Source organism: Tardiphaga sp. 768_D3_N2_1 (assembly GCF_052076105.1).
GTDB lineage: Bacteria > Pseudomonadota > Alphaproteobacteria > Rhizobiales > Xanthobacteraceae > Tardiphaga.
Map to the genome: position 1 here is coordinate 5,980,851 of NZ_CP197245.1, position 26,006 is coordinate 6,006,856.

A 26,006-nucleotide genomic window follows, 5' to 3' on the forward strand; every position below is an offset into this window, starting at 1 on the left:
TTTTGCAGGGTAGTCTGGCGGCAGATTGCTTCCTATCATGGGCCATAACGGTCGACGGAGTCCAATATGAGCCCGATATCCCTGTTGCGCGCGTTAACCATTGGCGCAGTGGCCATGATGGTCGCGTGGTCGCCCGCCGCAGCGGAAACCAGGCTCGATAAGGTCAGTTTCGGAACCAACTGGGTGGCCGAGGCTGAACATGGCGGCTTCTTCCAGGCAGTCGCGGACGGCACCTACAAGAATTACGGCCTCGACGTCACCATCGTGCCGGGCGGGCCGAACGTGAACAACCGCATCCTGTTGATTTCGGGCAAGCTCGACTTCTTCATGAGCGCGAACACGCTGCAATCCTTCGATGCCGTCGCCAATAATGTGCCGGTGGTTTCGGTGGCCGCAATCTTCCAGAAGGACCCGCAGGTCTTTCTCGCCCATCCCAGTCCCAAGGTGACCAAACTCGACGATCTCAAGCCGATGACGCTCTTGATCTCGAAAGAGGGCGTCGCCGGCTATTTCCAATGGATGCGGTCCGAACTCGGTTTCAGCGCATCCAAGGTCAAGCCCTACACCTATAATGCGCAGCCTTTCATCGTCGACAAGAACAGCGCGATGCAGGGCTATGTCACGTCCGAGCCGTTCGTTGTCGAGAAGCAGGCCGGATTCAAGCCGACGGTGATGCTGCTCGCGGATTACGGTTTCGACGGCTATTCGACATTGATCGAAACGCGCCGCGAATGGGTCGACAAGAAGCCGGATCTTGTCCAGCGTTTCGTCGATGCCTCGATGATCGGCTGGTACAATTATCTTTATGGCGACAACAAAGCCGCCAATGAGGTCATCAAGAAGCTCAATCCGGAAATGACCGACGAGTTGCTGGCCTATTCCATCGCCAAGATGAAGGAGTACGGCATCGTCGATTCCGGCGATACGCTGAAGGACGGCATCGGCGCGATGAGCGATGCACGCGTCAGCAGCTTCTTTGACAAGATGTCGCGCGCCGGCGTGGTCAAGCGCGATGTCGACTATCGCAAGGGTTACACGCTGCAATTCGTCAACAAGGGCGTCGGCGTCAACCTGCGGCCGAAGAAGTAAGCCGGCAGATGGCCGATCCCGCTTTGCCTTTGAACGATATCCCCGCTGCCGTGCGCCTGCGCGGTGTCACGAAGGTCTATGACAACGGCACCATCGCACTCGGGCCACTCGATCTTGATATCCGCAAGGGCGAGTTCGTCTCGCTTCTGGGCTCATCAGGCTGCGGGAAATCCACGGCGCTGCGCCTGATCGCCGGCCTGATCGCTCCGTCCGCGGGCACTGTTGATGTCGCCGCGCGCAGCAGCGATCACCCCATCGGTTTCGTGTTCCAGGAGCCGACACTGATGCCGTGGAGCACGATCCGCGAGAATGTGCGGCTGCCCCTGAAGCTGGCGCATATGCCGGATGCTCAATCGAGTGCGCGCGTGAATGAAGTGCTTGCACAGGTCGGTCTCGCGGACTTTGCCGACGCCTATCCACGCGAATTATCGGGCGGCATGAAGATGCGGGCGTCGCTGGCCCGCGCGCTGGTGACCGAACCGGACATCCTGCTGATGGACGAGCCGTTTGCGGCGCTCGACGAGATTACGCGCTTCCGGCTCAATAATGATTTGCTGACGCTGTGGCGCGAACTCGGCAAGACGGTCATCTTCGTCACTCATTCGGTGTTCGAGTCGGTTTATCTGTCGCAGCGTGTCGTGGTGATGACCTCGCGGCCCGGTCGCGTCAGCGCCGAGTACCGTATCGAAACTGCCGAACTGCGCGACGACGCATTCCGGACCTCGGTAGCCTATGCCGGCTATTGCCGCGATGTTTCGCAGGCGCTGATGGCGGCCAGTGACCCGGCCTTCAACGACGCAAAGGCGCGGGCATGAAGGGGCTGGAGCCGTTGCCGGTGGTCGACCGCGGTTCGGTCGCGCCGGGCAGGGATGTGCAATGGCAACGCATCGTCTGGCCCGTCGTCGTCTTCATCGCGGGCATCGCGCTGTGGGATTTCGTCGTCCGGATCGGCGAAATCCCGCCCTATCTGTTGCCCGGTCCCGTGCTCGTCTTTCAGACGCTGATCGCTGATTGGTCGATCCTGTCTGAATCGCTCGGTGTGACATTGCTGACAGCGCTGGAGGGGTTCATTGCCGCGGCCGTCGGTGGCATCGCATTGGCGCTGTTGTTCAACCAGTCCAAATGGCTGGAATATTCCCTGCTGCCCTATGCCATTGTGCTGCAGGTGACACCCGTCATCGCCATTGCGCCGCTGATGCTGATCTATCTGCCGCAGCAAACCGCGGTCGTTGTCTGCGCCTGGATCGTCGCGTTCTTTCCGGTGCTGGCCAATACGACGCTCGGCCTCAATTCGGTGGATCGCAATCTGGCTGGTCTGTTTCAGCTCTATCGCGCCTCGCGCTGGCAGGTGCTGCGCTATCTGAAGCTTCCGGCGGCATTGCCATTCATACTTGGCGGATTGCGCATCGCCGGCGGGTTGTCGCTGATCGGCGCAGTGGCGGCGGAAATCGCGGCGGGGGCGGCCGGTGCAGGTTCAGGCCTCGCCTATCGCATTTCCGAATCCAGCTATCGCCTCAATATTCCCCGAATGTTCGCCGCGTTATTGTTGCTGTCCGTTGCGGGGATTGTGATCTATATGCTGCTCGCGCTGGTATCCCACGTTGTATTGCGGCGCTGGCATGAGAGTGCACTGCGAAAGGAAAAATAATGGGGACGGGAATCTCTTCGGATAAAATCGACCTGCTGATCTACGGACCGACGAAGCCGCTGATCAATAACGGTTTCTCGGATCAGTTCGTATTGCATAAATATGAAACCCAGCACGATCTCGAGCGGCTGCCGGCGGGTGTCGCCGAGAAGATCCGCGGCATTGCTGTGACCGGTCTGGTGCCGACCAACAGCGCCGTGCTGGCGAAATATCCCAAGGTCGAGATCATCTCCTCGTTTGGCGTGGGCTACGATCACGTCGACGCTAAATATGCCGCCGAGAACAATATCCTCGTCACCAACACGCCGGATGTGCTGACTGAGGAAGTCGCTGATACGGCGCTCGGCCTGTTCATCGCCACTGCCCGCGAATTCATCAAGGCGGACAAATATGTCCGCTCGGGCCTGTGGCTGACACAGCCTTATCCGCTCACGGTCGGCTCGCTGCGTGATCGCAAGGTCGGCATGGTGGGCATGGGCCGCATCGGCCAGGCCATTGCGCGCCGTCTCGACGCCTCGCTGGTGCCGGTGGTCTATCACTCGCGCAATCCCGCCGCAGGCGTTTCGCACAAGCACTATCCGAACCTGGTCGAGATGGCGAAGGCGGTGGATACGCTGATCGTCATCACGCCGGGCGGAGCCTCGACGGCCAATCTCGTCAATGCGGAAGTCATGCAGGCGCTCGGTCCGCGCGGCATCATCATCAATATCGCACGTGGCTCGGTGATTGATGAACCTGCACTGATTGCGGCGCTCAAGTCGGGCACCATTCTGGCCGCGGGCCTCGACGTGTTTGCGCAGGAGCCCAAGGTGCCGGACGAGCTGAAGGCGATGCAGAACGTGGTTCTGCTGCCGCATGTCGGCTCGGCCTCGGTGGTGACACGCAATGCGATGGATCAGCTTGTGGTCGACAATCTCAAGCTCTGGTTTGCCGGCAAGGCGCCGACGACGCCGATTGCGGAAACACCGATAAAGGGACGCTGATCGTGAGGCACGCGTCGGGGCGCTGTCGATATTTTGCGCTGGCAGTTGCCGGCGCGATGCTCGTCGGCGCCCCGACGCGCGCTCAGGATGCTGCCACCCTTCGGAAAAACATGATCGGGCAGTGGGAGCTCTCTACCACCGAGCGAAGCAAGACCTGCGTGGTGACGCTGAAGAACGATACGTCGCCGCAGGGGCTGAAGCTCGAACTCGAGCCGGATTGCGCGAAGGCGTTGCCCTTCACCAAGGACATCGCAGCCTGGAACATCAAGGGGCTCGATATCGTCCGGCTGCAGAATCCGACGGGCGAAGCGGTAATCGATTTTACCGAAGTCGAGAGCGGCATCTTCGAGGGTATTCGCACCGGCGAGGGCGTCTATATTCTGCAGAACCTGGCGGCGGCCCGCTCGCTGACCAAGTCGATGGACCAGATGATCGGCGACTGGTCGATGGTGCGCGGCAGCGGCCGCCTGGTCTGCGGCCTGACGCTGACCAATACCGAGACGACCCAGGACAATTTCGCCGTCTTCCTGAAGCCGCGCTGCGACCCCCTGGTGGCGAATTTCAACCCCAAGCAGTGGCGTCTCGAACGCGGTGAATTGCTGATGATGTCGGCATCCGGCGAGACCTGGCATTTCGAGGCGGATGACAACGCGCAATGGCGCCGTGTGCCTGATAGTGCCGATCCGCTGATATTGCTGCGGCAGTAGGAGCTCGCTCCGCGCCCGCTTTTGTCGCCCCTGCGAAGACGGGGGTGCCCGGATTGCGCTTTACGCATCAATCCGTCCGGCGCAAATCAGCGTCTTCGAACCTATTTCCGCTGCGCGTGACCAAGGTGAAATCGTTCAACCCAATTGGAGGGTGAGATGAAATTTTTCGCCTTGGCTTTTTCGTGCCTTTTATTTTTCTCGATGCCTGCCAACGCAAATGACGCGGATACCTTCAATGCAATGGTCGCCCTGGCGAACAAGGGAGATGCAGAGGCGCAATATCATGTGGGCATGATGTACAATAATGGCATCGGCACACAACAGGATCGCAGGCAGGCCTTTGAGTGGTTTCAAAAATCGGCTGCGTCGAACGACCCGTTGGGCGCCTATAAGCTCGGTTGTTACTATGACGGGCAAGGCGCGGGCGTCGTAGAATCCGACGCCGATCAAGCTTTGAAGTACAAGCTTGTTGCGGCCGAAGCCGGCTATTCGCTCGCCCAGCACGATGTCGGCAATTTGTACGATCGACGAGGGAACTCAGAAGAAGCGCTGAAATGGTGGAAGAAGGCGGGTGATCAGGGATATCCCGGCGCCCTCTTTGGATTGTCCCGCTTGCATTTCATCGGAAAAGGAACGCCAAGGGATCCGTCGTTGGCGTATGCATATTTCAAACTCTCGAACATGGCGCCCGCGAAACATGTGAATGAAATGGCTGCAACGTTGTCCGAGCAGGAACTCAGAAGTGCAGAAAAGCTGATGTCCGAATGGAAGCCGCGGACAACTGCCTTAACGCTCAAGGCAAAGGGCGGTATTCGGGCAGCGGAAGAATACGTCAAAACCATCAAGAACTAAGCGTTCTAGATCAGCTTTAACCCCTTCAAACTCGCATGGCCGTGTTTGCCGACGATGATGTGATCATGCACCGAGATGCCGAGCGGGCCGGCAACATCGATCACCGCCTTGGTCATCTGCACGTCGGCCTGCGAGGGTGTGGGATCGCCTGATGGATGATTGTGCACCATGATGATGGCCGTCGCGGATAGTTCGAGGGCGCGCTTCACCACCTCGCGCGGATAGACCGGTGTGTGATCGACGGTACCGACCTGCTGCACCTCGTCAGCAATGAGCTGGTTGCGCTTGTCGAGGAAGAGGATGCGAAACTGCTCCTTGTCCGCAAAGGCCATGGCCGAGCGGCAATAGTCGATCACCGTGGCCCATGACGACAGCACGGTGCGTTGCTTCAGCTGACCTTTGGCGACGCGGCTGGCGGCGGCAGCGACCAGCTTGATCTCGGTGATGGCGGCTTCGCCGAGGCCGCCGATCTCGCGCAATCGCGTATCCGGCGCATGCACCGTCTCGGCGAAGGAACCAAATTTGGTGATGAGCGATTTCGCCAGCGGCTTCACATCCCGGCGCGGCAGCGCGCGGAACAAGACCATTTCCAGCAGCTCGTAGTCGCTCAGCGCATCGGCACCGACGCTGCGAAAGCGCTCCCGCAGGCGCTCCCGATGGCCATGATAATGCGGCGCTTCGGCAAGACCCGTCGGCGTGGCTGGATCACTGGGACTGACGGACATGGGGCGCCAACGCTCGCATGGATCGTATCCATGAGCATGCCGTCCCCGGCTGCATTTGCAACCAGAAAGTGTTCGCTGCTGTGTAGCGATTTGAAGTTTAGGCGGCGGGCGTCGGCGGCTGTTCGTTATGCCGCTTGGACAGCGTGAAAATCTCGACGCCAGTCGCCGTCACACCGACGGTGTGCTCGAACTGCGCCGACAGCGACCGGTCGCGAGTTACGGCGGTCCAGCCGTCGGACAGAACCTTCACATGCGGCTTGCCGAGATTGATCATCGGCTCGATGGTGAAGAACATGCCGGGGCGCAACGTCACGCCTTCGCCGGGGCGGCCGACATGGATGATGTTCGGCTCATCATGGAACATGCGGCCGAGGCCATGGCCGCAGAAGTCGCGCACCACGCTCATCTGCTGCGGTTCGACGAAACTCTGGATCGCATGGCCGATGTCGCCGGTGGTGTTGCCGGGCTTGACCACGGCGATGCCACGCATGAGCGATTCATAGGTGACCTCGACCAGACGCTCCGCCTTGCGGGCAAGTTCGCCGACGCCATACATGCGGCTGGAATCGCCATACCAGCCCTCGACGATGAAGGTGACGTCGACATTGACGATGTCGCCTTCCTTCAGCGCGCGGTCGCCGGGCATGCCGTGGCAGACCACGTGATTGATCGACGTGCAGGTCGAATAGCGATAGCCGCGATACATCAGTGTGGCCGGGAATGCGCCATGGCTGAAGGCGAATTCCCGCACGAAGTCGTCGATCGCCGAAGTCAGCACGCCCGGCTTCACCAGATCGGTCAGTTCGTCGAGGCAGAGCGACACCAGAGCGCCGGCCTTGCGCATGCCAGCAAAAGCGGCGGGACCATGCAGCTTGATCTGACCGGTTTTGCGCTGGGAGGTTTCAGAGGCTTCGACGTAGCTCATCAGGTGATCTTGCCAGGCAGGATGCGACGGGAATGTTTGATTTGAGGCCCCAATTTAATGGCTGGGGCGGTCAGCGCAAGCCAAAGGAGGCTTTCCAGGACCTCATCGCTCGGTCCGCATGCTCGCCATATTCATGGCTGAATCGGCACTCGGCCAGCCAGAACGATGCTGCCGTGGTCTATCTGGCAGGTATAGGCGATGGCCTCGACGCCAGCGGCGCGGGCCTTGTCGAAGGCGCGGCCATAGGCCGGGTCGATATCCCGCGCCAGCGCAAAAGCCGTGGACGAGCCGATCTGGACCACAAACAGCATTACGGCTCGGGCGCCTGCAGCGACCATGGCGGCCAATTCGTCGAGATGGCGGGCACCGCGCGCGGTGACGGAATCCGGGAATTCGGCCAGTCCGGGCTGGCGCATCATGTGGACGTTCTTGACCTCGACATAGCAGGGTGGCCGCGAAGGGTGTTCCAGCAGGAAATCCACCCGCGACGCCGCGCCATATTTTACCTCACGGCGGATAATGTCGTAACCGGCGAGTTCGGGGATCGCGTTGTCGGCCAGTGCCTCGGCGACGATGGCATTGGGGTGCATTGTATTGACGCCGACCAGTTCGGGGCCATTGCCGAAATCGGCTTCGATCAGCTCCCACGAAAAAGGCAGCTTGCGGGTCTTGCTCGGCGACTTCGACAGCCAGACCCGTGCGCCGGGCGCCTGCAGGCCGATCATTGCGCCGGGATTGGCAACATGGGCGGTGATCACGCTGCCATCGGCCAGTTCGACATCGGCAAGGAAGCGCTTGTAGCGCCGCAGCAGCGTCGCCGGAACGAGGTCGAGCGGAAGCTTCATCGGGCCTATTCCGGACCAGAGGCGACTTCGACGATGGTTTCGACCGGCAATGCGCCGCTGCGGATTTTCAGCTCGCGGACCGGATAAGGCACGCGGATGCCCTCGCGCTTGAAGGCATCCCACAGGCCCAGCATCACCTCGCTCTTTACGGCGTCCATGCCGTCGGGCGAGTCGATCCAGAAGGTCAGGGAGAATTTCATGCCGGCTTCGGCAAATTCGGTGAGGATGCAGTTCGGCGTCTTGGCCGTATTGGCCCTTGGCGATGCCGTTGCGACGTCGATAGCCAGCTTGCAGACGACGCGCGGATCCGCATCGTAATTGGCGCTGAAATTGACCTTCACCAGCGTGTCCTTGTCCGTATAGGTCCAGTTCACCACCTTCTGGGTAATGAGGTCCTCGTTGGGGATCAGGAACTCGCGGCCGTCGCCCGCGGCGACCGAGATGTAGCGCGTATTCATCGCGCTGATACGTCCGGAACTGTCGCCAATGGTGACGAGGTCGCCAGGCTTCACCGATTTGTCCGCGAGCAGGATCACGCCGCTGATGAAATTGGCGACGATTTTCTGCAGGCCGAAACCGATACCGACACCAACCGCGCCGGAGAATACGGCGAGCGCCGATAGGTTGATGCCGACCGCACCCATGACGAGAGCGACGGCGAACACCATCAAGAGCAGCCGCACCAGCTTGATCAGCAGGACCTGGATCGAGGGCGTGAGGTCATGGGACTGCCTGATGCGTCCTTCGAGAAAATTGCTGGCAATGTTCGAGAGCCACAGCGCCACCGCGAGCAAGACGCCGAGTTTGATCAAGAGCAGCGGGGTCAGCCGGAGGCCGCCGAGATCAATCCCGTTCGCGTCCAGCATGGTGATGGTCGGCTGCAACTGGCCGACAATGCTGAGGGCCGCCACGAACCAGGCCGAGATCGACACCAGCCGGACCAGGAATTCGTTACGGATCACGCTCGTGACAAGCCGGATCACCAGCCAGGCGAGCGCAAGCTTCGCGGCCACCGACAGCAAATAGCTGCGGCTCGGCCATGTCACGCTCAGCATGATCACGCGGTCGAGGGTCATCAGGATCGCAAAGGCTGCGGTGGCTGCGCTGCCGACGAGAATGCGCATGAACATGCGCAGCGGCGCCGGCCAGCCCATCGCCAGCGAGGTCATATCGACTCGCGAGCGGATTGCGGCCCCGATGGCGAAAGCAATGCCACCGCCGGCCATCATCAGTCCGAGCTGCAGATAGAACCACGGCGAGGTTACCTCGGCGCCGAACGATCGTGCGGTCGACAGCACGAATTCGTGGGTGTCGGTCAGGTCAAGCATCGCGCAGCTCTCGTTGTCGTGAATGTATCGTGTGGTGTGGAATCATCGCTGGACGGCGCATTTGATTCGGATGGGCAGGAGATTCACACAAGCACCGCGTCGGCGCCATCGAGCGGAGCTCCTGCCTCGAGCAATTCCCGAGAAATATACCTGCAAACAGGTATCACGCAGAAAACGTTTGGCGTCTCGGGATGACGACGATAAGCATGGATTTACAAGTATTTCCGGCCTCGGAGCCTCATGGCGTCACTTGATTCCGTCAGCATTGCCATCCTTCTCGGCGCAGTTCTGGTCATGGCTGGCATCCTGTCCAGCCTGCTTGCGCTTCGCTTCGGCGCGCCCTTGCTGCTGTTCTTCCTGTTTATCGGCATGGTGGCCGGCGAGGCGGGCCCCGGCGGACTGCGGTTCGACGACGTCCATACAACCTACGTGGTCGGCTCGGTTGCACTCGCGCTGATCCTCTTCGACGGTGGGTTGAAGACACGATTTCAGGCCATTCGCGCGGTGCTGGCCCCGTCGATGGTACTGGCCACGATTGGCGTGTTGTTGACGGCATTGATCACTGCACCTGTCGCCAAATATGCCCTCGACCTGAACTGGACCCAGGCGCTCTTGACCGGCGCGGTGGTGGCGTCCACGGACGCGGCGGCTGTCTTTCTGCTGGTCCATGCGCAAGGCCTGCGCCTCAGGCCGAGGGTTGGCGCAACGCTCGAAGTTGAGTCCGGAACGAACGATCCGTTCGCCGTCTTTCTGACCCTGACGCTGGTCAGACTTCTGTCGCTGGGGGACACCACTGCCAGTCATGTGGCAATGGAATTTGCTCAGGAAGCCGTGCTGGGCACCGTGATCGGCGTCGTCGGTGGCCGGCTGGTTGTCCTGGCCATGAATCGCGTGGCGTTGCCGCAGGGGTTGCATGCGCCCTTCGTTTGTACGGCGGCTTTGGTGATCTTCGGGCTGGCTCAGATCGCTCACGCCTCGGGCTTTCTGGCGGTCTATCTTGCCGGCATCATCATCGGTAATCGCCCGACGCGGGCGCACAACTCCGTGGTGACGTTCCTCGACGCCGCGACGTGGCTGGCGCAGATCGTGATGTTCGTCATGCTCGGTCTTCTGGTGTCGCCGGAGCGACTGGTGGGCAGCATCATTCCGGCGGTCGGCGTTGCATTGGCTCTGATGTTTGTGGCGCGTCCGGTTGCCGTATTCCTGTGTTTACAGCCATTCCGCTTTAACTGGCGCGAGAAGGTATTCGTGTCATGGGTCGGCCTGCGCGGTGCGGTCGCCATCTTCCTCGCCTCGATACCGATGCTGGTCGGTCTGCCCAAGGCACCGCTGTATTTCGACGTCGCTTTCGTGGTCGTGATCATCTCGCTGCTGTTCCAGGGATGGACGCTGGCTTTTGCCGCCCGGAAGCTGCATGTCGCTCTGCCGCGCACCGACAGGGGGCCGCGCCGTATCGAACTCGATTTGCCAGGTCAGCTCGAACAGCAACTGGTTGGCTATGCCGTGCGCCCGAAGAGCCTTTATTTGAAGCGCAACCTCATTCCGTCGTGGTCGAAGCCGACGCTGGTCATTCGCGATGAGCGCATCCTGACGCCAGCGGAGGCCGAGCCGGTTGCGGCCGGCGATTACATCTATCTGCTGGCGCCGCCGGAAAAAGCTGAAGCGCTGGATCGCTTCTTCGTCGATATGCCGCCGAGCACGGCGCCGGACCCGCATCTGCTTGGTGACTTCATGGTGTCTGGTGAAATCACTCTCGGCGATCTTGCCGCGATCTACGGCATCGCCGTCGATCCAGCCCAGTCATCGCTGACGTTGGCCGATTATTTCGATATCCATCTCGATCATGCGCCGACCGTTGGCGCCGCATTGCCGATCGACAGCATCGATCTCGTCGCGCGCAGTCTCGGTGGCGGGCGTGTCAATGTGGTTGGCCTGCGTCTGCCTGAAGATGAAGAGCCCGCGCCGCCAAAGTTGACGCGCAGGCAAGCCCTCAAGGCGAAACTGAAGCGAGGGTGGACCACACTGTCCGGCGCCTGATTGGCTCAGGCTGCCGGGATGATACGCGGCAGGATTTCGGTGCCACCGAAGGCCGTGAGACGGCCTCGCTTCAGCATAACGACCTGCGTCGCCAGTTGCCGCATTTCATCGGCATCGTGACTGACGAAGATCATCGGCACGTCGCCTGCATCGCGCAGCCGCTTGAGGTAGGGCAGGATCTCCGCCTTCCGCTCCTCGTCGAGCGCACCCATCGGTTCGTCGAGCAGTAGCAGCCTCGGTTGCGATAGCAGCGCGCGTCCCAGCGCCACGCGCTGGCGTTCACCGCCCGAAAGGCCGCCGGGGCGACGATCGAGCAGATGTCCGATATCAAGCATCTCCGTAATGCGCGTTTCCTCAGTGGGGTCGCGTGTCAGGCGGTTCATCCGGCGCCCGTAATCGAGGTTCTGCGCGACGCTCAGATGCGGAAACAGTCGCGCATCCTGAAACACATAGCCGATGCGGCGCCGATGCGGCGGGACGTGGATGCGCGCGCTGCCGTCATAGAGTACGTCACTATCCACGGCGATGATGCCGCGGTCCGGCTGTACAAGGCCCGCGATCATGCTGACCAGCGAGGTCTTGCCCGCACCTGAGGAGCCGAACAGGCCCGTCACGCGGCCTTCGCTGGTAAAAGCGACGTCGACCGAAAATTCGCCGAGTTGTTTGAAGACGTCAACGCGCAGCACGATCAGTTTCCGTGCAGCCGTTGCGTCGCGCGGCGCGCGAACCATTCCGAAGCGATCAGCGCCAGTACGGCGATGCCGATGGAGATCATCACCAGACGTGAGGCTGCCGCGTCACCGTCGGGCGTCTGGATCAACGAGTAGATCGCGGAGGAAATCGTCTGGGTCTCGCCGGGGATGTTTGAAACGAACGTAATGGTGGCGCCGAATTCGCCGATAGCCTTGGCGAAACCGAGCACCATGCCGGCCAAAACGCCTGGCAGCGCCAGCGGCAGTGTCACCGTCGCAAATACTTTCCAGGGTGATGCGCCAAGCGTGCTCGACGCCTGTTCGAGCCGCCGGTCAACCGCTTCAATCGAGAGCCGGATTGGCCGCACCAGCAGAGGGAACGACATCACGCCGCATGCGAGCGCGGCACCCGTCCAGCGAAAGGCGAAGACGATGCCGAGATGTTCGGCGAGCCAGGCGCCGAGAAGTCCGCGTTTGCCGAGCAGCAGCAGCAGCAGATAGCCGGTGACGACAGGCGGCAGCACCAGCGGCAGATAGATTATGGCGTCGATGATCGGCTTGCCCCAGAAGTCACGCCGCGCGAGCAGCCACGCGACGCCGATTCCGATCGGCGTCGAGATCAATGTCGCGATTACGGCGACCCTGATTGAAAGCAGGATCGCCGTCCATTCCTGAGGTGAAATGTCGAACACGCGTCAGGACGTCGGCTTGACCAGGAATGTGAAGCCGTACTTTTCAAGAACCGTCTTTGCGGCCGATGACCTCAGAAAGGCCAGATAGTCGGCGGCTTCAGTCTTGGCGGTCGTTGTCGCAGCGACCGGATAGATGATCGCCGGATGCGAGTCCGACGGGAAGGTGCCGATGATCTTCACGCCCGGATCGATCTTGGCATCGGTCGCATAGACGATGCCGAGCGGGGCTTCACCGCGCGAGACCAGCGTTAGCGCGGCGCGCACGCTTTCGGCCATGGCGAATTTGGGCTCGGCAGCGCTCCAGCTGCCAAGCTTCTCCAGCGCCGCCTTGGCATATTTGCCGACTGGTACCGACTTCACGTCGCCAGTGGCGATCTTGCCGTCGCCGGCGAGCTTGGCGAGGTCGAAGCCCTGGCCGATGGTGACGTTGTCGAGCTTGGAGTCCTTTGCGGCGATCAGCACGATGCTGTTGCCGAGCAGGTCGGTGCGGGACGCTGGGTTGATGTTCTTCTTGCCGATGGCGTAGTCCATCCAGTCGGTGTCGGCGGACACGAAGACGTCGGCCGGGGCGCCCTGTTCGATCTGCTTGGCGAGCGCCGAGCTTGCAGCATAGCTGGCGGTGATCTTCACGCCGGTCTTGGCAGTATAGGCGGCATCGAGCTCGTCGAGCGCGTTCTTCATCGACGCTGCGGCGAACACGGTCAGGGCTTTGTCCTGCGCGTGTGCAGGCGTGAAGGTCGATCCGAGCAGGATCGAGAACGCAGCAAAAAGTCCGGCAAATCGATTCATGTGGCGCTCCATGCGTGGTCGCAGCGCAAAGCGCGCGCAACTCAGGCGTAGGTTGGGAAGGAGAGCGACAGGCGGAAGCGCCGTTCCGGCAATCCCGGGGACTTACGGTCCGCCAGGATATCGCAGGGCAACAATATCAGGCTGATCAAGGGGGTAAAGACCCCTGATCCTTACTCGGATGGCAGTACGGCCAGACTGATGCTGTTCTCGGTCACGCCAGTGAGCTGGATCACGAACGGACCTGCTGCCAGATCGTATTCCATGGTCTTGCGGATGCCGGCGCAATCGGTCGCGCCGCTGAATTCCATTGGCTTCAGGATCTCGCCGTCCTGCACCACGTCGACCCAGGCATAGACCGATACACTCACCGTGTAGGTGCCGGCCTTCGGCGCTTTCTGGAAGCGTGTAAAGCCTGCAAATGTACCGTCTTTCGGCTTTCGCTCTGGCGATGTCGGCAGCTTCGCCTCAGCGGGCGCCTTCAGATCGAGGGTCGCTGCAGCGGGAATTGCGAGGTCGCTACCGGAGGCAATCCTGGGGCGATCCTGCGCCGTCAGTGCAGCACGCTCCTTGTCGATCGGCCACTTGAACTTGTCACAGCCGCTTGGCTCGGCCGCCCATACGGGCGCCGAACCGAGCAGCGTGAGCGCGACAATCAGACGCGCAATCATGATCAATCCACCGCGATCATGACGTCGGAAGCCTTCACCACGACGATGCATTTGCCGCCGGCCTTGAGCGCCAGATCGTCAACAGCTTCGTTGGTGATTGACGAGGTCACGACCTGGCCGCCGCCGATATCGACGCGGACGTGGGATGTGGTCGCGCCCTTGGTGACTTCGAGGACAGTACCTTTGATCTGGTTGCGTGCACTGATGCGCATGTTGGATCTCGCGGGATTGGGCCGGGCAGCTGACAGCCACGGCTGATACGACAAGGAGTTCGGGAGGGGCGCCCGTTATTGATCGTCGGCTTACGGCGCAACGATGGCGTGTTCTACCCCGGTTTCACGACAATGCGATAGCCAGTCAGCCGATCACGGTGCCGTCAGAACCTGTCGGCACGCGGCCGGCATTTCCGCCAGCGTCATGGGCGGCTTCGGCTTGGGCGGTACCGGCGGCGGCTTCGGGTGCAGCACGGCATCGCTGAACCAGTAAGCGAGATCGCCGGCGCTGCAGCCTTCGCTTTCGTTCGGCGGTGGCTGGGCTTCGCATTCGGTGCTGCCGACCGGGCATTTGATGCGGACATGGAAGTGATAGTCGTGGCCGTACATCGGCCGCACCTTCGACAGCCAGCTGCGGTCGCCCTTGGCTTCGCGGCACAGCGCCTTCTTGATGGCGGCGTTGACGAAGATGCGTTCCACGCTGGGCTCCAGCGCCGCGGCGCGGATCACCGGCAGATGGGACGGAGTCCAGGTGGTCGGATCGATGTCGAGCCGGTCGCGCCGCACCATCATCACCGCCGACATTTCCTCGCGCTCGTTGCGCGAGAGCTGGCGGTTCGGCATCGGCGTCAGCCAGATATCGGCATCAAGCCCGACCTGATGACTGGCATGGCCTGTGATCATCGGCCCGCCGCGTGGCTGCGACATGTCGCCGACCAGGATGCCTGGCCAGCCCGCATTCTTGTTGGCCTTGACCGACAGCCGCTCCAGCAGCTCGACCAATTGCGGATGCGCCCAGTTGCGATTGCGCGACAGTCGCATCACCTGCCAGGTCGGCCCGTTGATTGGCAGCGCTTCGGCGCCTGCGATGCAGCCCTTGGCGTAGAAGCCGACCACGCGCACCGGCGATTTCGTCGGCAGTACCTTGCGGCCGAACAATTCCTTGGCGCCGATGGTCGGGTCGTTCGGATTGGCCAGCGGCGGCAGCGGTTTCGGATCGACGCTGCCTAGGGTTTGCGCCAACGCCAGCGACGTTGAAGCAATGACAGCCGGCAGGGATATGAGGCTGAGAATCAGGCGAAGGCTCATCCTGCGACTATAGCCGAAGCTGTCGATGAGGTGAGTGACCTGCGGCGCGCCTGATTTTAATCCGCAGGTAACCATGTCAGACGCTGGCGCTTTTTTTTGCGTTTGGGTTTGCCGGTCCTCCAATTGCCACCGGCTCGATCATTTTATCAGCGTTTCGAGCCGCTTGCGTCTCTCACTTGGCGGGGATGATCGTGCGTAACCCGCTAACATCCAGACATGGGTAACCATACGCCCACGGCTTTTGCCTGTTGTGAAGGCACGGGATGTGTACAGGCCCGCAGTGCAGACGGTAATCAGTTGCTGCGAACGGGCATTGATACCGTTTTTTCAGACACTTATTGCACAGATTGTCACACGCGCGTTGCGAGTGGATCATTGATGCCGAAGTTCCGGCCTGAAGCGAAGAAGAAAGCGAAAGCCGGACTGGCGTCTCGGATTACCCGGCCGAGCCGGGCGATCGCGGCTGCACCGAAATTGGCGCCGAAAAAGGGTCTTGTCAGCGGTCCCATCCGCGAAATCGTGCGACAGCGTGCCCAGGCTGAGGCGGCGATCGCCGAAGCCCGTAAATCCCATGAGCGTCTGCGCGAGGCGATCGACATCCTGCCGCAAGGCATCGTGTTTCTCGATCCCGACGGGCGCTACATCCTCTGGAACAAGAAGTACGCGGAGATCTACAACCGCAGCTCGGATCTGTTCGTGTCGGGTGCCCGTCTGCAGGACACGATCCGCGTCGGTGTCGAGCGCGGCGACTATCCTGAAGCCATCGGTCGCGAGGACGAATGGATCGCGGAGCGCGTCGCCAAGCTGTTCCATCCCGGCGAACGCCACGAACAGGTTCTGGCCGACGGCCGCGTCATCCTGATCGAAGAGCGGCTCACCGAAGACGGCGGTGTCGTCGGTCTGCGCGTCGACATCACCGAGCTGAAACAGCGTGAGGCGTCGTTCCGTCTGCTGTTCGAGAGCAATCCGGTGCCGATGATCGTCTGTGCGCTCGATGACGAACGCATCCTCAGCGTCAACGACGCTGCGATCGAACATTACGGTTACACGCGTCCGGAATTCGAGAAGCTCACCATCCGCCAGTTACAGGCCTTCGAGGCCGCCCCGCCCTGGGTCGGCGATCATGCCAATGACGAGCAGGCCGCGCGGACCTGGAAACACGTCAAGGCCGACGGCTCGCTGATCGATCTGGCGATCTATTCGCGGCACCTCGTCTACAACGAGGAGCCAGCGGTGATGCTGGCGCTGATGGATATCACGGAGCGCAAGCGCGCCGAGATGCGGCTGGCCTTCATGTCCCATCACGATGGTCTCACCGGCCTGCCGAATCGCAATCTGCTGCGTCAGCGTCTCGACGAGGTCCTCGCGCATACAAGGCGCAGCGGCGAGAAGGTCGCGGTCCTGTTTCTTGGCCTCGACAACTTCAAGGGCGTCAACGACACGCTCGGTCATGGTATCGGCGACAAGCTGCTGCGCGGCGTGGCGCGGCGGCTGCGCTCGTCGTTGCGCGAGGAAGACGCGCTGGCGCGGCTGAACTCCGACGAATTCGCCATCATCCAGACCGGCATCAATCGTCCCGAGGATGTCGTGCTGCTGGCGCGCCGGCTGCTCGACGCCGTCGGTGAGACCTATCTGCTCGACGGTCATTCGGTGGTCATCGGCGCCTCGATCGGCATCGCGATGGCGCCGAGCGACGGCGACGAATCCGAGCGATTGCTCAAGAACGCCGACATGGCACTGTCGCGCGCCAAGAATGACTCGCGCGGCACCTTCAGCTTCTTCGAGTCCGGCATGGATGCTCGCGCGCAGGCGCGTCGCAAGATCGAAATCGATCTGCGTGCCGCGATTCAGGACGATCAATTGCGGCCATTCTACCAGCCGCTGATCGATCTCAAGACCGGCCGCATCACCGGCTGCGAGGCGTTGGTGCGCTGGCCGCATGCAGAACGCGGTATGATATCGCCGGCAGATTTCATCCCTGTGGCCGAAGACACCGGCCTGATCAATGCGCTCGGTACGCAGATACTGCGCCGCGCCTGCAACGAGGCTGCGCGCTGGCCCGATGAAGTGCGCGTCGCCGTCAATCTGTCGCCGCTGCAGTTCCGCGTCGGCAATCTGCTTTCGGTGGTGATGGATGCGCTGAAGCATTCGGGACTGCCGCCGCGGCGGCTTGAACTTGAGATCACCGAGACGCTGCTGCTGGAAAAGAGCAATCAGGTGCTGGCGACCCTGCACGCGCTGCGCGCGCTCGGCGTGCGCATCTCGATGGACGATTTCGGCACCGGCTATTCGTCGCTGAGCTATCTCAGAAGCTTTCCGTTCGACAAGATCAAGATCGACCAGTCCTTCGTGCGCGATCTCGGTTCCAATCGCGATGCGCAGGCGATTGTGCGCTCGATCATCAGCCTCGGCATGGGCCTCGGCGTCACCATCACGGCGGAAGGCGTCGAGACCGAATCCGAACTCGCCTGCCTGCGCAGCGAGGGTTGCCATGAAGGTCAGGGATTCCTGTTCAGTCGGGCGCGGCCGAATGAGGAGATCATCGAGTTGCTGCGCGCTCAGGCTACCGCTGCGCCGGACACGGAACTATCCGTCCGCGCACAGGTCGCATAAGGCACGCGCCGATCTCCGCTTCGGCGAGGGTGCGGACGACCCTTCATCCCGTTTCCCATTGCGAGAATGGAGCGCCGGGAGGCGCCAGGGGCTTGCGAGACCCCTTGAGGCTAGCCTTGCGAGGGCTGGCCTGCACGTCAGCACCGGCGGGATTGCGAGTCCCGCAGGAGAGACGCACGCGTTACGACATCGGTGGGGGTGCGAAGCCCGCCGAGCGAACGCTGCGCCTCCCGGCGCTCCACCAGCAGTTGCCCGGATGACCGGGCCGCCGCTGCAGTCTGATCGATGCTGTGTGTCATGAGCACGCAGCAATCGATCAGGCCGGAGTCGAGATAGCTCGATCTAGGATTAAAGTCAAGATCGATTCAAGTTCGGAGGATGTCGAAAAGTCCCTAGTTGGAAATCTTCGCTTTCGAGCGCTTCACGATGTTTTCCATCCGCGCAGAATCCTTGACGATAACCGCTCCGAACTGATCGGGCTTGTCGGCGATCACGGTCAAACCAAGGCCTTCCAGGCGAGCCGAAACGGTTGAATCTCGGAACGCCTCCACGATCGATGTGTTGAGCTTCTCAATCACGTCCTTGGGTGTCGCCGATGGAGCGACAAAACCGTACCAGTTGCCTGCGAGGAGATCGGGATAGCCTGCCTGCGGTGACGTCGGCACATTGGGCAACTGCTTGCTTGGTTCAGCCGCGGTCACGACGATGGGCTTCAATGCTCCGCTTTGCACCTGCTGGACCGTATTCGACAGGTTGTCGCACATCATGGATACCTGACCACCGATGACGTCCTGAAGTGCCGGAGCTGCGCCCTGATACGGGATGTGGACGGCATCGATGCCTTCGAGCACCTTCAGCGTCTCGCCGCACAGATGGCTCGTGCTGCCGATACCGGCTGACGCAAATGTCAGCTTGCCCGGCTCGGCCTTGGCCAGCGCCACCAGTTCTTTCAGCGAGTTCGCCTTGACCGACGGATTGACGACCAGGATGTTCGGCGTCGAGGCACCATTGGTGATCGGCGCGAAATCCTTTTCGGGATTATAGGCGGGCTTCTCATAGATCCACGGATTGATCGCCATCATGCCGGTCGTCGCGAGCAGGATCGTATAGCCATCCGCCGGCGACGCGGCGACGCGAGCCGCTCCGATCGAGCCGTTGGCGCCGCCGCGGTTCTCGATGATCACGGTGACGCCGAGCGACTTCGACATCAGCGGAGCCACCAGTCGCGGAATCGCGTCCGCCGTGCTTCCAGCCGGATAGGGGACCACGATCGTGATCATTTTTTCAGGAAAGCCGGCCGCTGCCGCGCCGGGCACGCCGAAGGCGACAGGCGCTGCCAGCGCTGCGAAAAGAAACGTCGTCCACTTCATCCGTAAATCCTTGCTTGGCATTCTGAAACTCCTGCATGACATCTTGGGAACCATGGTGTTGGCTCCTCCAGGCTTACTGGCGCTTCCATTGTCGCGGTTTTTATCCAGCCTCGTGACCGGTTGTCGTCGACATCGTCTCAGAGAGGTTTGCTGATCACCCTGGGCGGTGTTCAGCGACATGCAACGCACCGGCCCGCTCGAGCGAGTCGAGCATCGCGATCCGGCGCAATAGTTGTCGTCCCTTTTCCGGATCGGCGGCTGCTGCGCGAATGTCGTCGCGGAAACGCGCGCGATCGGCTTCGTCTTTCGCTTCGAGGTTCTTCTTGTTGCGGATGGTGTCGCCCTGAATGGCCTGCATCGTGACCGTGCGGCGCTGCAGATCGTAGTCGGCGAGAACGCTCTCATCGGCCGTGCCGTTGATGACCGGACCCAGTTTCGCCGTGAGGTTCAGCGCATCATGAATGCCGCCATTCATGCCCATGCCGCCGAGCGGATTGTTGATATGGGCGGCGTCTCCGGCCAGAAACGTGCGGCCTTTCTGGAAATTCGCGGCGACGCGCTGGTGCACGCGATAGAGCGTCGTGTGCATGATTGGAGCGTCCAGCTCGGTGGGAACGATCCGCCGGATCGACGCCGTCACATAGGCTTCGGACAGTGCTTCCTCATCGGATGTTTCCGCAGCCACCGGCATCATCACGCGCCATGCGCCGAGGATACGCAGAAGGAAGTACCAGCGTTCGGGATCGGCAACATAGCTGACCGACGAGACGCCCGGGCGAAGCGCGGTGAAATCAACCGGTGTCGTCATCACCAGGAAGCGCTCGGGCCAGGTGAAGCCTTCGAATTCCATGTCCTGGCTGCGGCGTACGATGCTGTTCGCGCCATCGGCACCGATCAGCCAGGCGCATTCATGCGTCGTGTCGTGACCGTTGGCCGTGACCACCACCTTGACGGTATCGCTGGTCTGCTCGACCGATTTGACCTCGCTGCCGAACGCGATCGAGAACAATGGATTGCCGGACAGGGCGTCCAGAATAATACGCGTGAGTTTGAACTGTTCGGCCTGCAAGCGGAACGGATGCCGCACCAGATCGGAGATCGCCGCGAAATCGAACGTGCCGAGCACACCGTCCTCGGACGAGCTGTACTGGACCGTCGGTGCCTTCAGTCCCTGTGCAATCAGCGTGCTGGCGAAACCGAGATCGTCGAGCATGTCCAGTGTGGGCGGATGGAATGTCGATGCGCGCGACTCGCTGCTCAGCGCGTCGTTCTTCTCGAGCACCAGAACCGGAATGTTCTGTCGCACCAGATCTGCGGCAGCCACCATGCCGACCGGCCCTGCACCAGCGATGATGACGGGAAGCTTCGCATTATTCATTCTATCAAGACCTCTTGCGGGGATTTCAGGGAGCACCGGCGCTGATCGGCTGCCCCTCGAAAGGGGCTACCGTCATCGTCCCTCGCTCTCAGGCGGGATCGTAGTAGTGCATTTCGAGAAGCAGGCAGCCGCCCTCGGATTTGAACGGACCATGCCAGGCACCCGGCGGTCTGACGGCGTAGGTGTAACCGGCGAACGGCGTGCCGCCTTGCCCGTTCTCGTCATTGCCAACAATCAGGTCGCCGGAGACGAGAAAGACTTCTTCCCAGTGGTCGTGAACGATCTGCTGTTTGGTGAAGAGACCCGGAGGGAATTTCAGCAATCGCGTCCGGCTGCCGCGTTTGTTCGCGGTATCGAGCGATCCCGACAGGATCTTCTCCAGCGCTCCCGACGCGGGATCGTAGCCCTCGGGGAGTTGCCAGCCGCTCTCCATGTCGAGCGTGTGGAACTCGTCGTGCAATTTGTTGACGGCCACTGATGTGCTCCTTGAAGTTGATTAATGAGGCGCGCGCACGTGCGCCGCGCCGCAAGCCGCATGTCTTGAGACCGTTGCCGGGGCGCGACCTCGGCAGAGGTCGCTGTCCGCCATGACTTTTGTCATCCGCGAAGAGATTGTTGCCTTGTGTCTAGGCGTGCAAACAATTTAATCTGCGGACATCTTGCGTTTTTGGAATGAACTATGCGCCGCAGAATACCGAGCCTCGGCGCGCTGATGGCGTTCAGCGCGGCTGCCAAGCACCTCAGCGTCACCCGCGCCGCCAGCGAACTCGCGCTGACCGAGAGTGCGGTGTCGCGCCAGATTGCGCAGCTGGAGACGCAGCTCGGTGTGAAGCTGTTTCATCGCATCAAGAAGCGGATCACGTTGACGCGGGCTGGGGCGGCCTACAGCACCCGCGTGGCGCAGACGATCGAGCGGATCGAGCGCGATGCGCTGGAAATCATGGGCTACGAGGCCGACGGCATGGTTCTGGACGTCGCGGCGCTGCCGACTGTCGGCAGCCAGTGGCTCATTCCGCGCCTGCCGGATTTCTATGCGCGCCATCCCGGCGTCGCCGTCAATGTGAGTGCGCGCAACACGCGTTTCTTCTTCAGCGAGACCGCACTCGATGGCGCGCTGTATTTCGGCGAGCCGGATTGGCCCGGCACACAGGCCGACTATCTGTTCGACGAAATTCTTCTGCCGGTCGGATCGCCGACGCTGATCGGCAGGCGCGGCGAATTGCCGCCGAGCGAGGTTGCCGAGCTGCGGCTTCTGCATCTGGTCACACGCGCCGATGCATGGCGTCGCTGGTTCGATGCCGCGGAGCTTGGCGGCACGAATGTGATCCGCGGCCCGCGCTTCGATATCCAGTCCACGCTGATCAGTGCGGCGAGCTCCGGTCTTGGCGTCGCCCTGCTTCCCGAATTCCTGATCTCCGATCAACTCAGGTCGGGCAAATTGAAGGTGCTGTCGAGCCTGACCCTGAAAAGCGTCGGTTCGTATTATTTCGCGTGCCCGGAAGAGAAAGCCGGGAATCCTCTGCTGCAGGCTTTTCGTGCATGGTTGCTGTCGCAAGCCCAGACGTCGGCGCATCCCGGCTCCGCGCCGGAAGTCTCGTCAAGAGAGATGCATCGCTCCACGGACCGACGCGGTGCAACGCGAAACCAACTTTGACGCCGATCTGACATCGAGCGGCGCGCGGCTATAGGCGCGAAACGCGTCCCCTTCCCACTTGTAATCCGCCGGTCGTACTTAATTAAACGAGGGGCCGTTCTTCAAAAAATGGAGGATGCTGCTATGCGCGAACCAAACCCTGAAAAGTTGAACGCACTCGTAGGAAAGCTGGTCAATGACCTCGGTATTTCACTGGGCGGTGCCAGTATACTGCTCGGCGATCGTCTCGGCCTCTACAAGGCAATGGCGGATGGAGATATCTTCACGCCTTCGGAGCTTGCCAAGAAGACCGGCCTGCATGAGCGTTATGTCCGCGAGTGGCTCTCCGGCCAAGCCGCCTCTGGTTACATCGATTATCACCCTGAGAAAAACGCGTTCTCGCTCTCGGCCGAACAAGCGATGGCGTTCGCCGAGGAGGGATCGCCAGCTTTTTTCGCCGGTGCATTCGATGTCGTACAGTCCACCTATCTCGACGAACCCAAGGTCGCTGAAGCATTTCGAACAGGAAAAGGCGTTGGTTGGCATGAGCATTCGAAGTGCCTCTTCTCGGGTACTGAACGCTTCTTCAGGCCGGGCTATAACGCCAACCTGGTTTCAAACTGGATTCCGACGCTCGAAGGCGTCGAAGCTAAACTGAAAGCTGGCGCCAAGGTGGCCGATGTCGGGTGCGGCCACGGGGCCTCTACCATCGTGATGGCGCAGGCCTACCCCAAATCCAAGTTCTTCGGGTTTGACTACCACAAACCTTCGATCGATCGCGCGAAGGTCCTGGCGCAGGAAGCGGGGGTCGGAGACCGCATTGAATTCGCGCAGGCCAGTGCCAAGGATTTTCCGGCAAAAGACTACGATCTGGTCGCTTTCTTCGATTGCCTGCATGACATGGGCGACCCCGTTGGTGCGGGCAAGCATGTCAAGGAAACACTGGCCAAAGACGGGGCGTGGATGATCGTCGAGCCATTTGCTCATGACAATCTCAAGGACAATCTCAACCCGGTTGGGTCCGTTTTCTATCATGCCTCGACATTCATTTGTACGCCTGCGTCGCTCTCTCAGGAGGTGGGCTTGGGGCTCGGTGCCCAGGCAGGTGAAAGCAAATTGCGTCAGGTCGCGACTGAAGCAGGTTTCAAGCGCTTCCGCCGCGCGACCGAGACGCCGTTCAATATGATCTTCGAAGTGCGTTCCTGATCGGTCGGATCAACGGTGCGGATCAGCCGAATGCTGCCATCGTCCGTTTACCGAATGTCCGATGTGCACCAAGAACTGTGACCGCCCGCGAAAGCGGGCGATCCAGTTCGTGTGAGGCAAGACCGGGCGTTAGAACTCAGTCCTTCTTCACATACGGGCAGTTGCCATCCTTCATCGGCCGGAACACCTGATCGCCAGGGACTTCCGCAAGCACCTTGTAGTAATCCCATGGCGCCTTGGATTCTTCCGGCTTCTTGACCTCGAGCAGGAACATGCTGTGCACCATGCGGCCGTCTTCGCGCAGGACGCCGTTATCCGTGAAGGCGTCGCGCACCGGCATCTCGCGCATCTTCGCCAGCACCGGCTTGGTGGCGCGGGTGCCGGCCGCCTGCACCGATTTGAGATAATGCAGCGTGGCGCTGTAGGTCGCCGCCTGGTTCATGGTCGGCATGCGCTTCATCCTGTCGAAGAACTTCTTGCCGAAGGCGCGGGTGCGATCGTTGAGATCCCAGTAATAGGCCTCGGTGATGATCAGGCCCTGCGCCATCTTCAGGCCGAGCGAGTGGATGTCGGAGATGAACATCACGATGCCCGCGAGCTTCTGGCCGCCGGCGACGATGCCGAATTCGGACGCCTGCTTGATGGTGTTGATGGTGTCGCCGCCGCCATTGGCCATGCCGATGATCTTGGCCTTGGACGATTGCGCCTGCAGCAGGAAGGACGAGAAGTCCGCGGTGTTGAGCGGATGCTTGGCGCTGCCGACCACCTTGCCGCCTGCGGCGCGCACCACGTCGCCGGTGTCACGTTCGATGGAATGGCCGAACAGGTAGTCCGCCGTGATGAAGTACCAGGAATCGCCGCCCTGCTTGACGATGGCGCTGCCGACTGTGTGAGCGTTGCCATAGGTGTCGTAGGTCCAGTGCGCGGTATAGGGCGAGCAGGACTTGCCGGTGATGTCGGACGACGCGGCGTCCGTGACGATCATGATCTTCTCGAACTGCTTCGACATTTCCATGCCGGCCAGCGCGGTCGCCGAAGTCGGCATGTCGATGATCATGTCGACATTCTCGGCCTCATACCATTTGCGTGAGATGGTGGCGGCGACGTCGGCTTTGTTCAGCGCATCGGCTGTGACCAGTTCGATCGGCTTGTCGAACATCTTGCCGCCGAATTCCTCGATGGCGATCTTCGCCGCCTCGACATTGCCTTGGCCGCCGATGTCGGCATAGACCGAGGCGAAGTCGGCGAGCACGCCGATCTTGAGTGGAAGCGTATTGGCCTGCTGGGCCAGTGCGGAAGCGCCGAAAAGCAGCGAAACAGCAAACGTCGTAGCCGCAACCGTGCGGTGCGCGATCATTCAATCCTCCCCAAATTTTATACGCGCCGTTTTCGGCGTCGTAGGGAGCAGCATGAGGGGCGCGGGGCGAGGAGGCAAGAGCGGTCGTGAGGGATGTTTGGTCGCAGAAATCTGCTGCGTTGCGCCGGGCGGAATTGAACCTTCGCTAGCTGCAACCGCGCCTTGCTTTGATGAAGGACGTCAGTCGGCCAAACGTGGTCGGTTCAAAAATGCAGATCGCCAGCAGGACGAGCCAGGCTACACAGAACAGGGTGATCGGATGCAGCAGGCTGCCCGTGGCGGGCCACAGGTCCCAGATCACATAGGCCTGGGCAAATCCCGGAAGGAACAGGGTAAGGAGCAAGGCCGGGAGCAGCGGGAGGTGACTGGACGCATAGAAGAAGGTGCTGACATAGATCAGCATGGTGACCAGTAACAGCCAGGTCAGGCTGGTTCTCCAGAGCACTTGCCCCAGAAAATTCCCGACCGCGTAAGCGCCAATCAAGACCATGACCGTGGCGATCACACCCGTCGGATTGTAGTGGAATACGGCGACGGCGGCCGCAGCCAGAGACAGTGCATCGACGAACCATCCGCGCGCTGTGTCATAGCGGTGCGCGAGATTGTTGGGGTAGGGGTCTGGAATGCAATCTCCACTCATGGAGAATAGGTCGCCGCAACCGGCTGATCCGTTCATTCCCCGCCTGCCATGTCATTCAGGCCTGGCGTCTGTGCCTGCGCCTATGAGCGAGGCTTGCGTTTGCTTCGGTGATAGGTGAGCGCCAGTCCGATGCAATGGCGCAGGGCGGGTTCGGGAAACTCGTCGTCGAGGCTGAGGATGATGCTTCGATTGCCGCCGTAATCCAGGTCCTGCGGATATAGCGCGCGGAATTTTTCAACCAGATTGGTATTGCAGTTGAAGTAGAGCGCGTACCAGTTGGTGTCCTTGATCCGGTCGATCCGGATGGTGCTGCCGCTTCCGGTTGTCGTCGTGAGATAACTCGGCTGCTTCCACTTCAGCGTCTCATCGAGCGGACCGACACCGTCGATTCCCGCGGCAGTCTCGAAGATCAGCTGGCGAAGCGCCATGAGCCGCGCCTTGATCGCCGGTGGATGCTGGTCGAATGCTGCTTTGACAGCTGGATCTGAAAAGCCTTGGAGAGGTCGCTTCGCCGTTCTGTTCGCATCC

26 protein-coding genes are annotated in these 26,006 nt (G+C 61.2%); 10 read left to right on the forward strand and 16 right to left on the reverse strand.

The window, feature by feature from the left end:
* Positions 1-66 precede the first annotated feature (66 nt).
* The 6 genes from AB8A27_RS28090 to AB8A27_RS28115 all read left to right on the forward strand — a co-directional run bounded on the left by AB8A27_RS28090 (position 67) and on the right by AB8A27_RS28115 (position 5,279).
* Positions 67-1,089 carry an ABC transporter substrate-binding protein gene (locus AB8A27_RS28090; protein WP_441244709.1) on the forward strand — a complete coding sequence of 341 codons (1,023 nt, stop codon included), beginning with the start codon at positions 67-69 and terminating at the stop codon, positions 1,087-1,089.
* 8 nt (positions 1,090-1,097) lie between these two features.
* Positions 1,098-1,904: an ABC transporter ATP-binding protein gene (locus AB8A27_RS28095; protein ID WP_441244710.1), complete on the forward strand. Its 807-nt coding sequence runs from the start codon at positions 1,098-1,100 to the stop codon at positions 1,902-1,904.
* Complete coding sequence (locus tag AB8A27_RS28100) at positions 1,901-2,737, forward strand: ABC transporter permease (RefSeq protein ID WP_115031516.1); 837 nt, start codon at positions 1,901-1,903, stop codon at positions 2,735-2,737. The genes AB8A27_RS28095 and AB8A27_RS28100 overlap by 4 nt, the downstream gene beginning before the upstream one ends.
* A complete protein-coding gene (locus AB8A27_RS28105; RefSeq protein ID WP_092140052.1) occupies positions 2,737-3,720 on the forward strand; it encodes a 2-hydroxyacid dehydrogenase in 984 nt (327 codons plus the stop codon). Before AB8A27_RS28100 ends, AB8A27_RS28105 begins: the two co-directional genes overlap by 1 nt.
* Positions 3,721-3,776: 56 nt before the next feature.
* Positions 3,777-4,427 (forward strand): AprI/Inh family metalloprotease inhibitor, encoded by a 651-nt coding sequence (locus AB8A27_RS28110; RefSeq protein WP_441245060.1) that lies wholly within the window; start codon positions 3,777-3,779, stop codon positions 4,425-4,427.
* A gap of 156 nt (positions 4,428-4,583) precedes the next feature.
* Positions 4,584-5,279: a tetratricopeptide repeat protein gene (locus AB8A27_RS28115; protein ID WP_441244711.1), complete on the forward strand. Its 696-nt coding sequence runs from the start codon at positions 4,584-4,586 to the stop codon at positions 5,277-5,279.
* A gap of 5 nt (positions 5,280-5,284) precedes the next feature.
* Here AB8A27_RS28115 and radC read toward each other — a convergent pair whose 3' ends face one another.
* The 4 genes from radC to AB8A27_RS28135 form a co-directional block, all read right to left on the reverse strand.
* Positions 5,285-6,004 carry a RadC family protein gene (radC, locus tag AB8A27_RS28120; RefSeq protein WP_441244712.1) on the reverse strand — a complete coding sequence of 240 codons (720 nt, stop codon included), beginning with the start codon at positions 6,002-6,004 and terminating at the stop codon, positions 5,285-5,287.
* A 97-nt stretch (positions 6,005-6,101) separates the two neighbouring features.
* A complete protein-coding gene (gene map / locus AB8A27_RS28125) occupies positions 6,102-6,929 on the reverse strand; it encodes a type I methionyl aminopeptidase (RefSeq protein WP_068733840.1) in 828 nt (275 codons plus the stop codon).
* 131 nt (positions 6,930-7,060) lie between these two features.
* Positions 7,061-7,774, reverse strand: a complete 714-nt coding sequence (gene sfsA / locus AB8A27_RS28130; protein WP_441244713.1) for a DNA/RNA nuclease SfsA — start codon at positions 7,772-7,774, stop codon at positions 7,061-7,063.
* A gap of 5 nt (positions 7,775-7,779) precedes the next feature.
* Entirely contained in the window at positions 7,780-9,102 is a 1,323-nt protein-coding gene (locus AB8A27_RS28135) for a mechanosensitive ion channel family protein (RefSeq protein ID WP_441244714.1), read from the reverse strand.
* A 240-nt stretch (positions 9,103-9,342) separates the two neighbouring features.
* Here AB8A27_RS28135 and AB8A27_RS28140 point away from each other — a divergent pair, with 240 nt between their 5' ends.
* Positions 9,343-11,139, forward strand: coding sequence for a potassium/proton antiporter (locus tag AB8A27_RS28140; protein WP_441244715.1), 1,797 nt, complete (start codon positions 9,343-9,345; stop codon positions 11,137-11,139).
* Between the two features lie 5 nt (positions 11,140-11,144).
* On the opposite strand, the gene modC is transcribed toward AB8A27_RS28140, so the two are convergent.
* The 6 genes from modC to mepA all read right to left on the reverse strand — a co-directional run bounded on the left by modC (position 11,145) and on the right by mepA (position 15,281).
* Positions 11,145-11,825: a molybdenum ABC transporter ATP-binding protein gene (modC, locus tag AB8A27_RS28145; protein ID WP_441244716.1), complete on the reverse strand. Its 681-nt coding sequence runs from the start codon at positions 11,823-11,825 to the stop codon at positions 11,145-11,147.
* 2 nt (positions 11,826-11,827) lie between these two features.
* Positions 11,828-12,523, reverse strand: coding sequence for a molybdate ABC transporter permease subunit (gene modB, locus AB8A27_RS28150; protein ID WP_441244717.1), 696 nt, complete (start codon positions 12,521-12,523; stop codon positions 11,828-11,830).
* Positions 12,524-12,526: 3 nt separating this feature from the next.
* Positions 12,527-13,312 carry a molybdate ABC transporter substrate-binding protein gene (gene modA, locus AB8A27_RS28155; RefSeq protein ID WP_441244718.1) on the reverse strand — a complete coding sequence of 262 codons (786 nt, stop codon included), beginning with the start codon at positions 13,310-13,312 and terminating at the stop codon, positions 12,527-12,529.
* 170 nt (positions 13,313-13,482) lie between these two features.
* On the reverse strand, positions 13,483-13,980 hold the full coding sequence (locus AB8A27_RS28160; RefSeq protein WP_441244719.1) for a hypothetical protein: 498 nt from the start codon (positions 13,978-13,980) through the stop codon (positions 13,483-13,485).
* Between the two features lie 2 nt (positions 13,981-13,982).
* Positions 13,983-14,192 (reverse strand): TOBE domain-containing protein, encoded by a 210-nt coding sequence (locus AB8A27_RS28165; RefSeq protein ID WP_089262895.1) that lies wholly within the window; start codon positions 14,190-14,192, stop codon positions 13,983-13,985.
* Positions 14,193-14,345: 153 nt separating this feature from the next.
* The gene (gene mepA / locus AB8A27_RS28170; protein ID WP_441244720.1) at positions 14,346-15,281 is read right to left on the reverse strand and encodes a penicillin-insensitive murein endopeptidase; all 936 of its coding nucleotides are present in this window, start codon (positions 15,279-15,281) and stop codon (positions 14,346-14,348) included.
* 378 nt (positions 15,282-15,659) lie between these two features.
* On the opposite strand from mepA, the gene AB8A27_RS28175 reads away from it, so the two are divergent.
* Complete coding sequence (locus AB8A27_RS28175) at positions 15,660-17,894, forward strand: putative bifunctional diguanylate cyclase/phosphodiesterase (protein WP_441244721.1); 2,235 nt, start codon at positions 15,660-15,662, stop codon at positions 17,892-17,894.
* Positions 17,895-18,286: 392 nt separating this feature from the next.
* On the opposite strand, the gene AB8A27_RS28180 is transcribed toward AB8A27_RS28175, so the two are convergent.
* From AB8A27_RS28180 to AB8A27_RS28190, 3 genes are all read right to left on the reverse strand, one after another.
* Positions 18,287-19,264, reverse strand: a complete 978-nt coding sequence (locus tag AB8A27_RS28180) for a Bug family tripartite tricarboxylate transporter substrate binding protein (protein ID WP_441244722.1) — start codon at positions 19,262-19,264, stop codon at positions 18,287-18,289.
* 154 nt (positions 19,265-19,418) lie between these two features.
* Positions 19,419-20,642, reverse strand: a complete 1,224-nt coding sequence (locus AB8A27_RS28185) for an FAD-dependent oxidoreductase (RefSeq protein ID WP_441244723.1) — start codon at positions 20,640-20,642, stop codon at positions 19,419-19,421.
* Between the two features lie 88 nt (positions 20,643-20,730).
* Positions 20,731-21,117 (reverse strand): cupin, encoded by a 387-nt coding sequence (locus AB8A27_RS28190; RefSeq protein ID WP_115031494.1) that lies wholly within the window; start codon positions 21,115-21,117, stop codon positions 20,731-20,733.
* 204 nt (positions 21,118-21,321) lie between these two features.
* Here AB8A27_RS28190 and AB8A27_RS28195 point away from each other — a divergent pair, with 204 nt between their 5' ends.
* Positions 21,322-22,296: a LysR substrate-binding domain-containing protein gene (locus tag AB8A27_RS28195; protein ID WP_441244724.1), complete on the forward strand. Its 975-nt coding sequence runs from the start codon at positions 21,322-21,324 to the stop codon at positions 22,294-22,296.
* 123 nt (positions 22,297-22,419) lie between these two features.
* On the forward strand, positions 22,420-23,481 hold the full coding sequence (locus tag AB8A27_RS28200) for a class I SAM-dependent methyltransferase (RefSeq protein WP_441244725.1): 1,062 nt from the start codon (positions 22,420-22,422) through the stop codon (positions 23,479-23,481).
* 136 nt (positions 23,482-23,617) lie between these two features.
* Here the strand turns inward: AB8A27_RS28200 and AB8A27_RS28205 are convergent, their stop codons facing one another.
* The 3 genes from AB8A27_RS28205 to AB8A27_RS28215 form a co-directional block, all read right to left on the reverse strand.
* The gene (locus AB8A27_RS28205; RefSeq protein WP_441244726.1) at positions 23,618-24,838 is read right to left on the reverse strand and encodes an ABC transporter substrate-binding protein; all 1,221 of its coding nucleotides are present in this window, start codon (positions 24,836-24,838) and stop codon (positions 23,618-23,620) included.
* 145 nt (positions 24,839-24,983) lie between these two features.
* The gene (locus AB8A27_RS28210; RefSeq protein ID WP_441244727.1) at positions 24,984-25,514 is read right to left on the reverse strand and encodes a hypothetical protein; all 531 of its coding nucleotides are present in this window, start codon (positions 25,512-25,514) and stop codon (positions 24,984-24,986) included.
* Positions 25,515-25,558: 44 nt separating this feature from the next.
* On the reverse strand, positions 25,559-25,906 hold the full coding sequence (locus tag AB8A27_RS28215; protein WP_441244728.1) for a DUF1801 domain-containing protein: 348 nt from the start codon (positions 25,904-25,906) through the stop codon (positions 25,559-25,561).
* Positions 25,907-26,006: the final 100 nt, after the last annotated feature.

What these genes read in the sequence shown, in the direction of transcription:
- AB8A27_RS28090 (WP_441244709.1), top strand. Translation starts at nt 67, where the DNA reads ATGAGCCCGATATCCCTGTTGCGCGCGTTAACCATTGGCGCAGTGGCC.
- AB8A27_RS28095 (WP_441244710.1), top strand. Translation starts at nt 1,098, where the DNA reads ATGGCCGATCCCGCTTTGCCTTTGAACGATATCCCCGCTGCCGTGCGC.
- AB8A27_RS28100 (WP_115031516.1), top strand. Translation starts at nt 1,901, where the DNA reads ATGAAGGGGCTGGAGCCGTTGCCGGTGGTCGACCGCGGTTCGGTCGCG.
- AB8A27_RS28105 (WP_092140052.1), top strand. Translation starts at nt 2,737, where the DNA reads ATGGGGACGGGAATCTCTTCGGATAAAATCGACCTGCTGATCTACGGA.
- AB8A27_RS28110 (WP_441245060.1), top strand. Translation starts at nt 3,777, where the DNA reads ATGCTCGTCGGCGCCCCGACGCGCGCTCAGGATGCTGCCACCCTTCGG.
- AB8A27_RS28115 (WP_441244711.1), top strand. Translation starts at nt 4,584, where the DNA reads ATGAAATTTTTCGCCTTGGCTTTTTCGTGCCTTTTATTTTTCTCGATG.
- radC (WP_441244712.1), bottom strand. Translation starts at nt 6,004, where the DNA reads ATGTCCGTCAGTCCCAGTGATCCAGCCACGCCGACGGGTCTTGCCGAA.
- map (WP_068733840.1), bottom strand. Translation starts at nt 6,929, where the DNA reads ATGAGCTACGTCGAAGCCTCTGAAACCTCCCAGCGCAAAACCGGTCAG.
- sfsA (WP_441244713.1), bottom strand. Translation starts at nt 7,774, where the DNA reads ATGAAGCTTCCGCTCGACCTCGTTCCGGCGACGCTGCTGCGGCGCTAC.
- AB8A27_RS28135 (WP_441244714.1), bottom strand. Translation starts at nt 9,102, where the DNA reads ATGCTTGACCTGACCGACACCCACGAATTCGTGCTGTCGACCGCACGA.
- AB8A27_RS28140 (WP_441244715.1), top strand. Translation starts at nt 9,343, where the DNA reads ATGGCGTCACTTGATTCCGTCAGCATTGCCATCCTTCTCGGCGCAGTT.
- modA (WP_441244718.1), bottom strand. Translation starts at nt 13,312, where the DNA reads ATGAATCGATTTGCCGGACTTTTTGCTGCGTTCTCGATCCTGCTCGGA.
- AB8A27_RS28160 (WP_441244719.1), bottom strand. Translation starts at nt 13,980, where the DNA reads ATGATTGCGCGTCTGATTGTCGCGCTCACGCTGCTCGGTTCGGCGCCC.
- AB8A27_RS28165 (WP_089262895.1), bottom strand. Translation starts at nt 14,192, where the DNA reads ATGCGCATCAGTGCACGCAACCAGATCAAAGGTACTGTCCTCGAAGTC.
- mepA (WP_441244720.1), bottom strand. Translation starts at nt 15,281, where the DNA reads ATGAGCCTTCGCCTGATTCTCAGCCTCATATCCCTGCCGGCTGTCATT.
- AB8A27_RS28175 (WP_441244721.1), top strand. Translation starts at nt 15,660, where the DNA reads ATGCCGAAGTTCCGGCCTGAAGCGAAGAAGAAAGCGAAAGCCGGACTG.
- AB8A27_RS28180 (WP_441244722.1), bottom strand. Translation starts at nt 19,264, where the DNA reads ATGAAGTGGACGACGTTTCTTTTCGCAGCGCTGGCAGCGCCTGTCGCC.
- AB8A27_RS28185 (WP_441244723.1), bottom strand. Translation starts at nt 20,642, where the DNA reads ATGAATAATGCGAAGCTTCCCGTCATCATCGCTGGTGCAGGGCCGGTC.
- AB8A27_RS28195 (WP_441244724.1), top strand. Translation starts at nt 21,322, where the DNA reads ATGCGCCGCAGAATACCGAGCCTCGGCGCGCTGATGGCGTTCAGCGCG.
- AB8A27_RS28200 (WP_441244725.1), top strand. Translation starts at nt 22,420, where the DNA reads ATGCGCGAACCAAACCCTGAAAAGTTGAACGCACTCGTAGGAAAGCTG.
- AB8A27_RS28205 (WP_441244726.1), bottom strand. Translation starts at nt 24,838, where the DNA reads ATGATCGCGCACCGCACGGTTGCGGCTACGACGTTTGCTGTTTCGCTG.
- AB8A27_RS28210 (WP_441244727.1), bottom strand. Translation starts at nt 25,514, where the DNA reads ATGAACGGATCAGCCGGTTGCGGCGACCTATTCTCCATGAGTGGAGAT.
- AB8A27_RS28215 (WP_441244728.1), bottom strand. Translation starts at nt 25,906, where the DNA reads ATGGCGCTTCGCCAGCTGATCTTCGAGACTGCCGCGGGAATCGACGGT.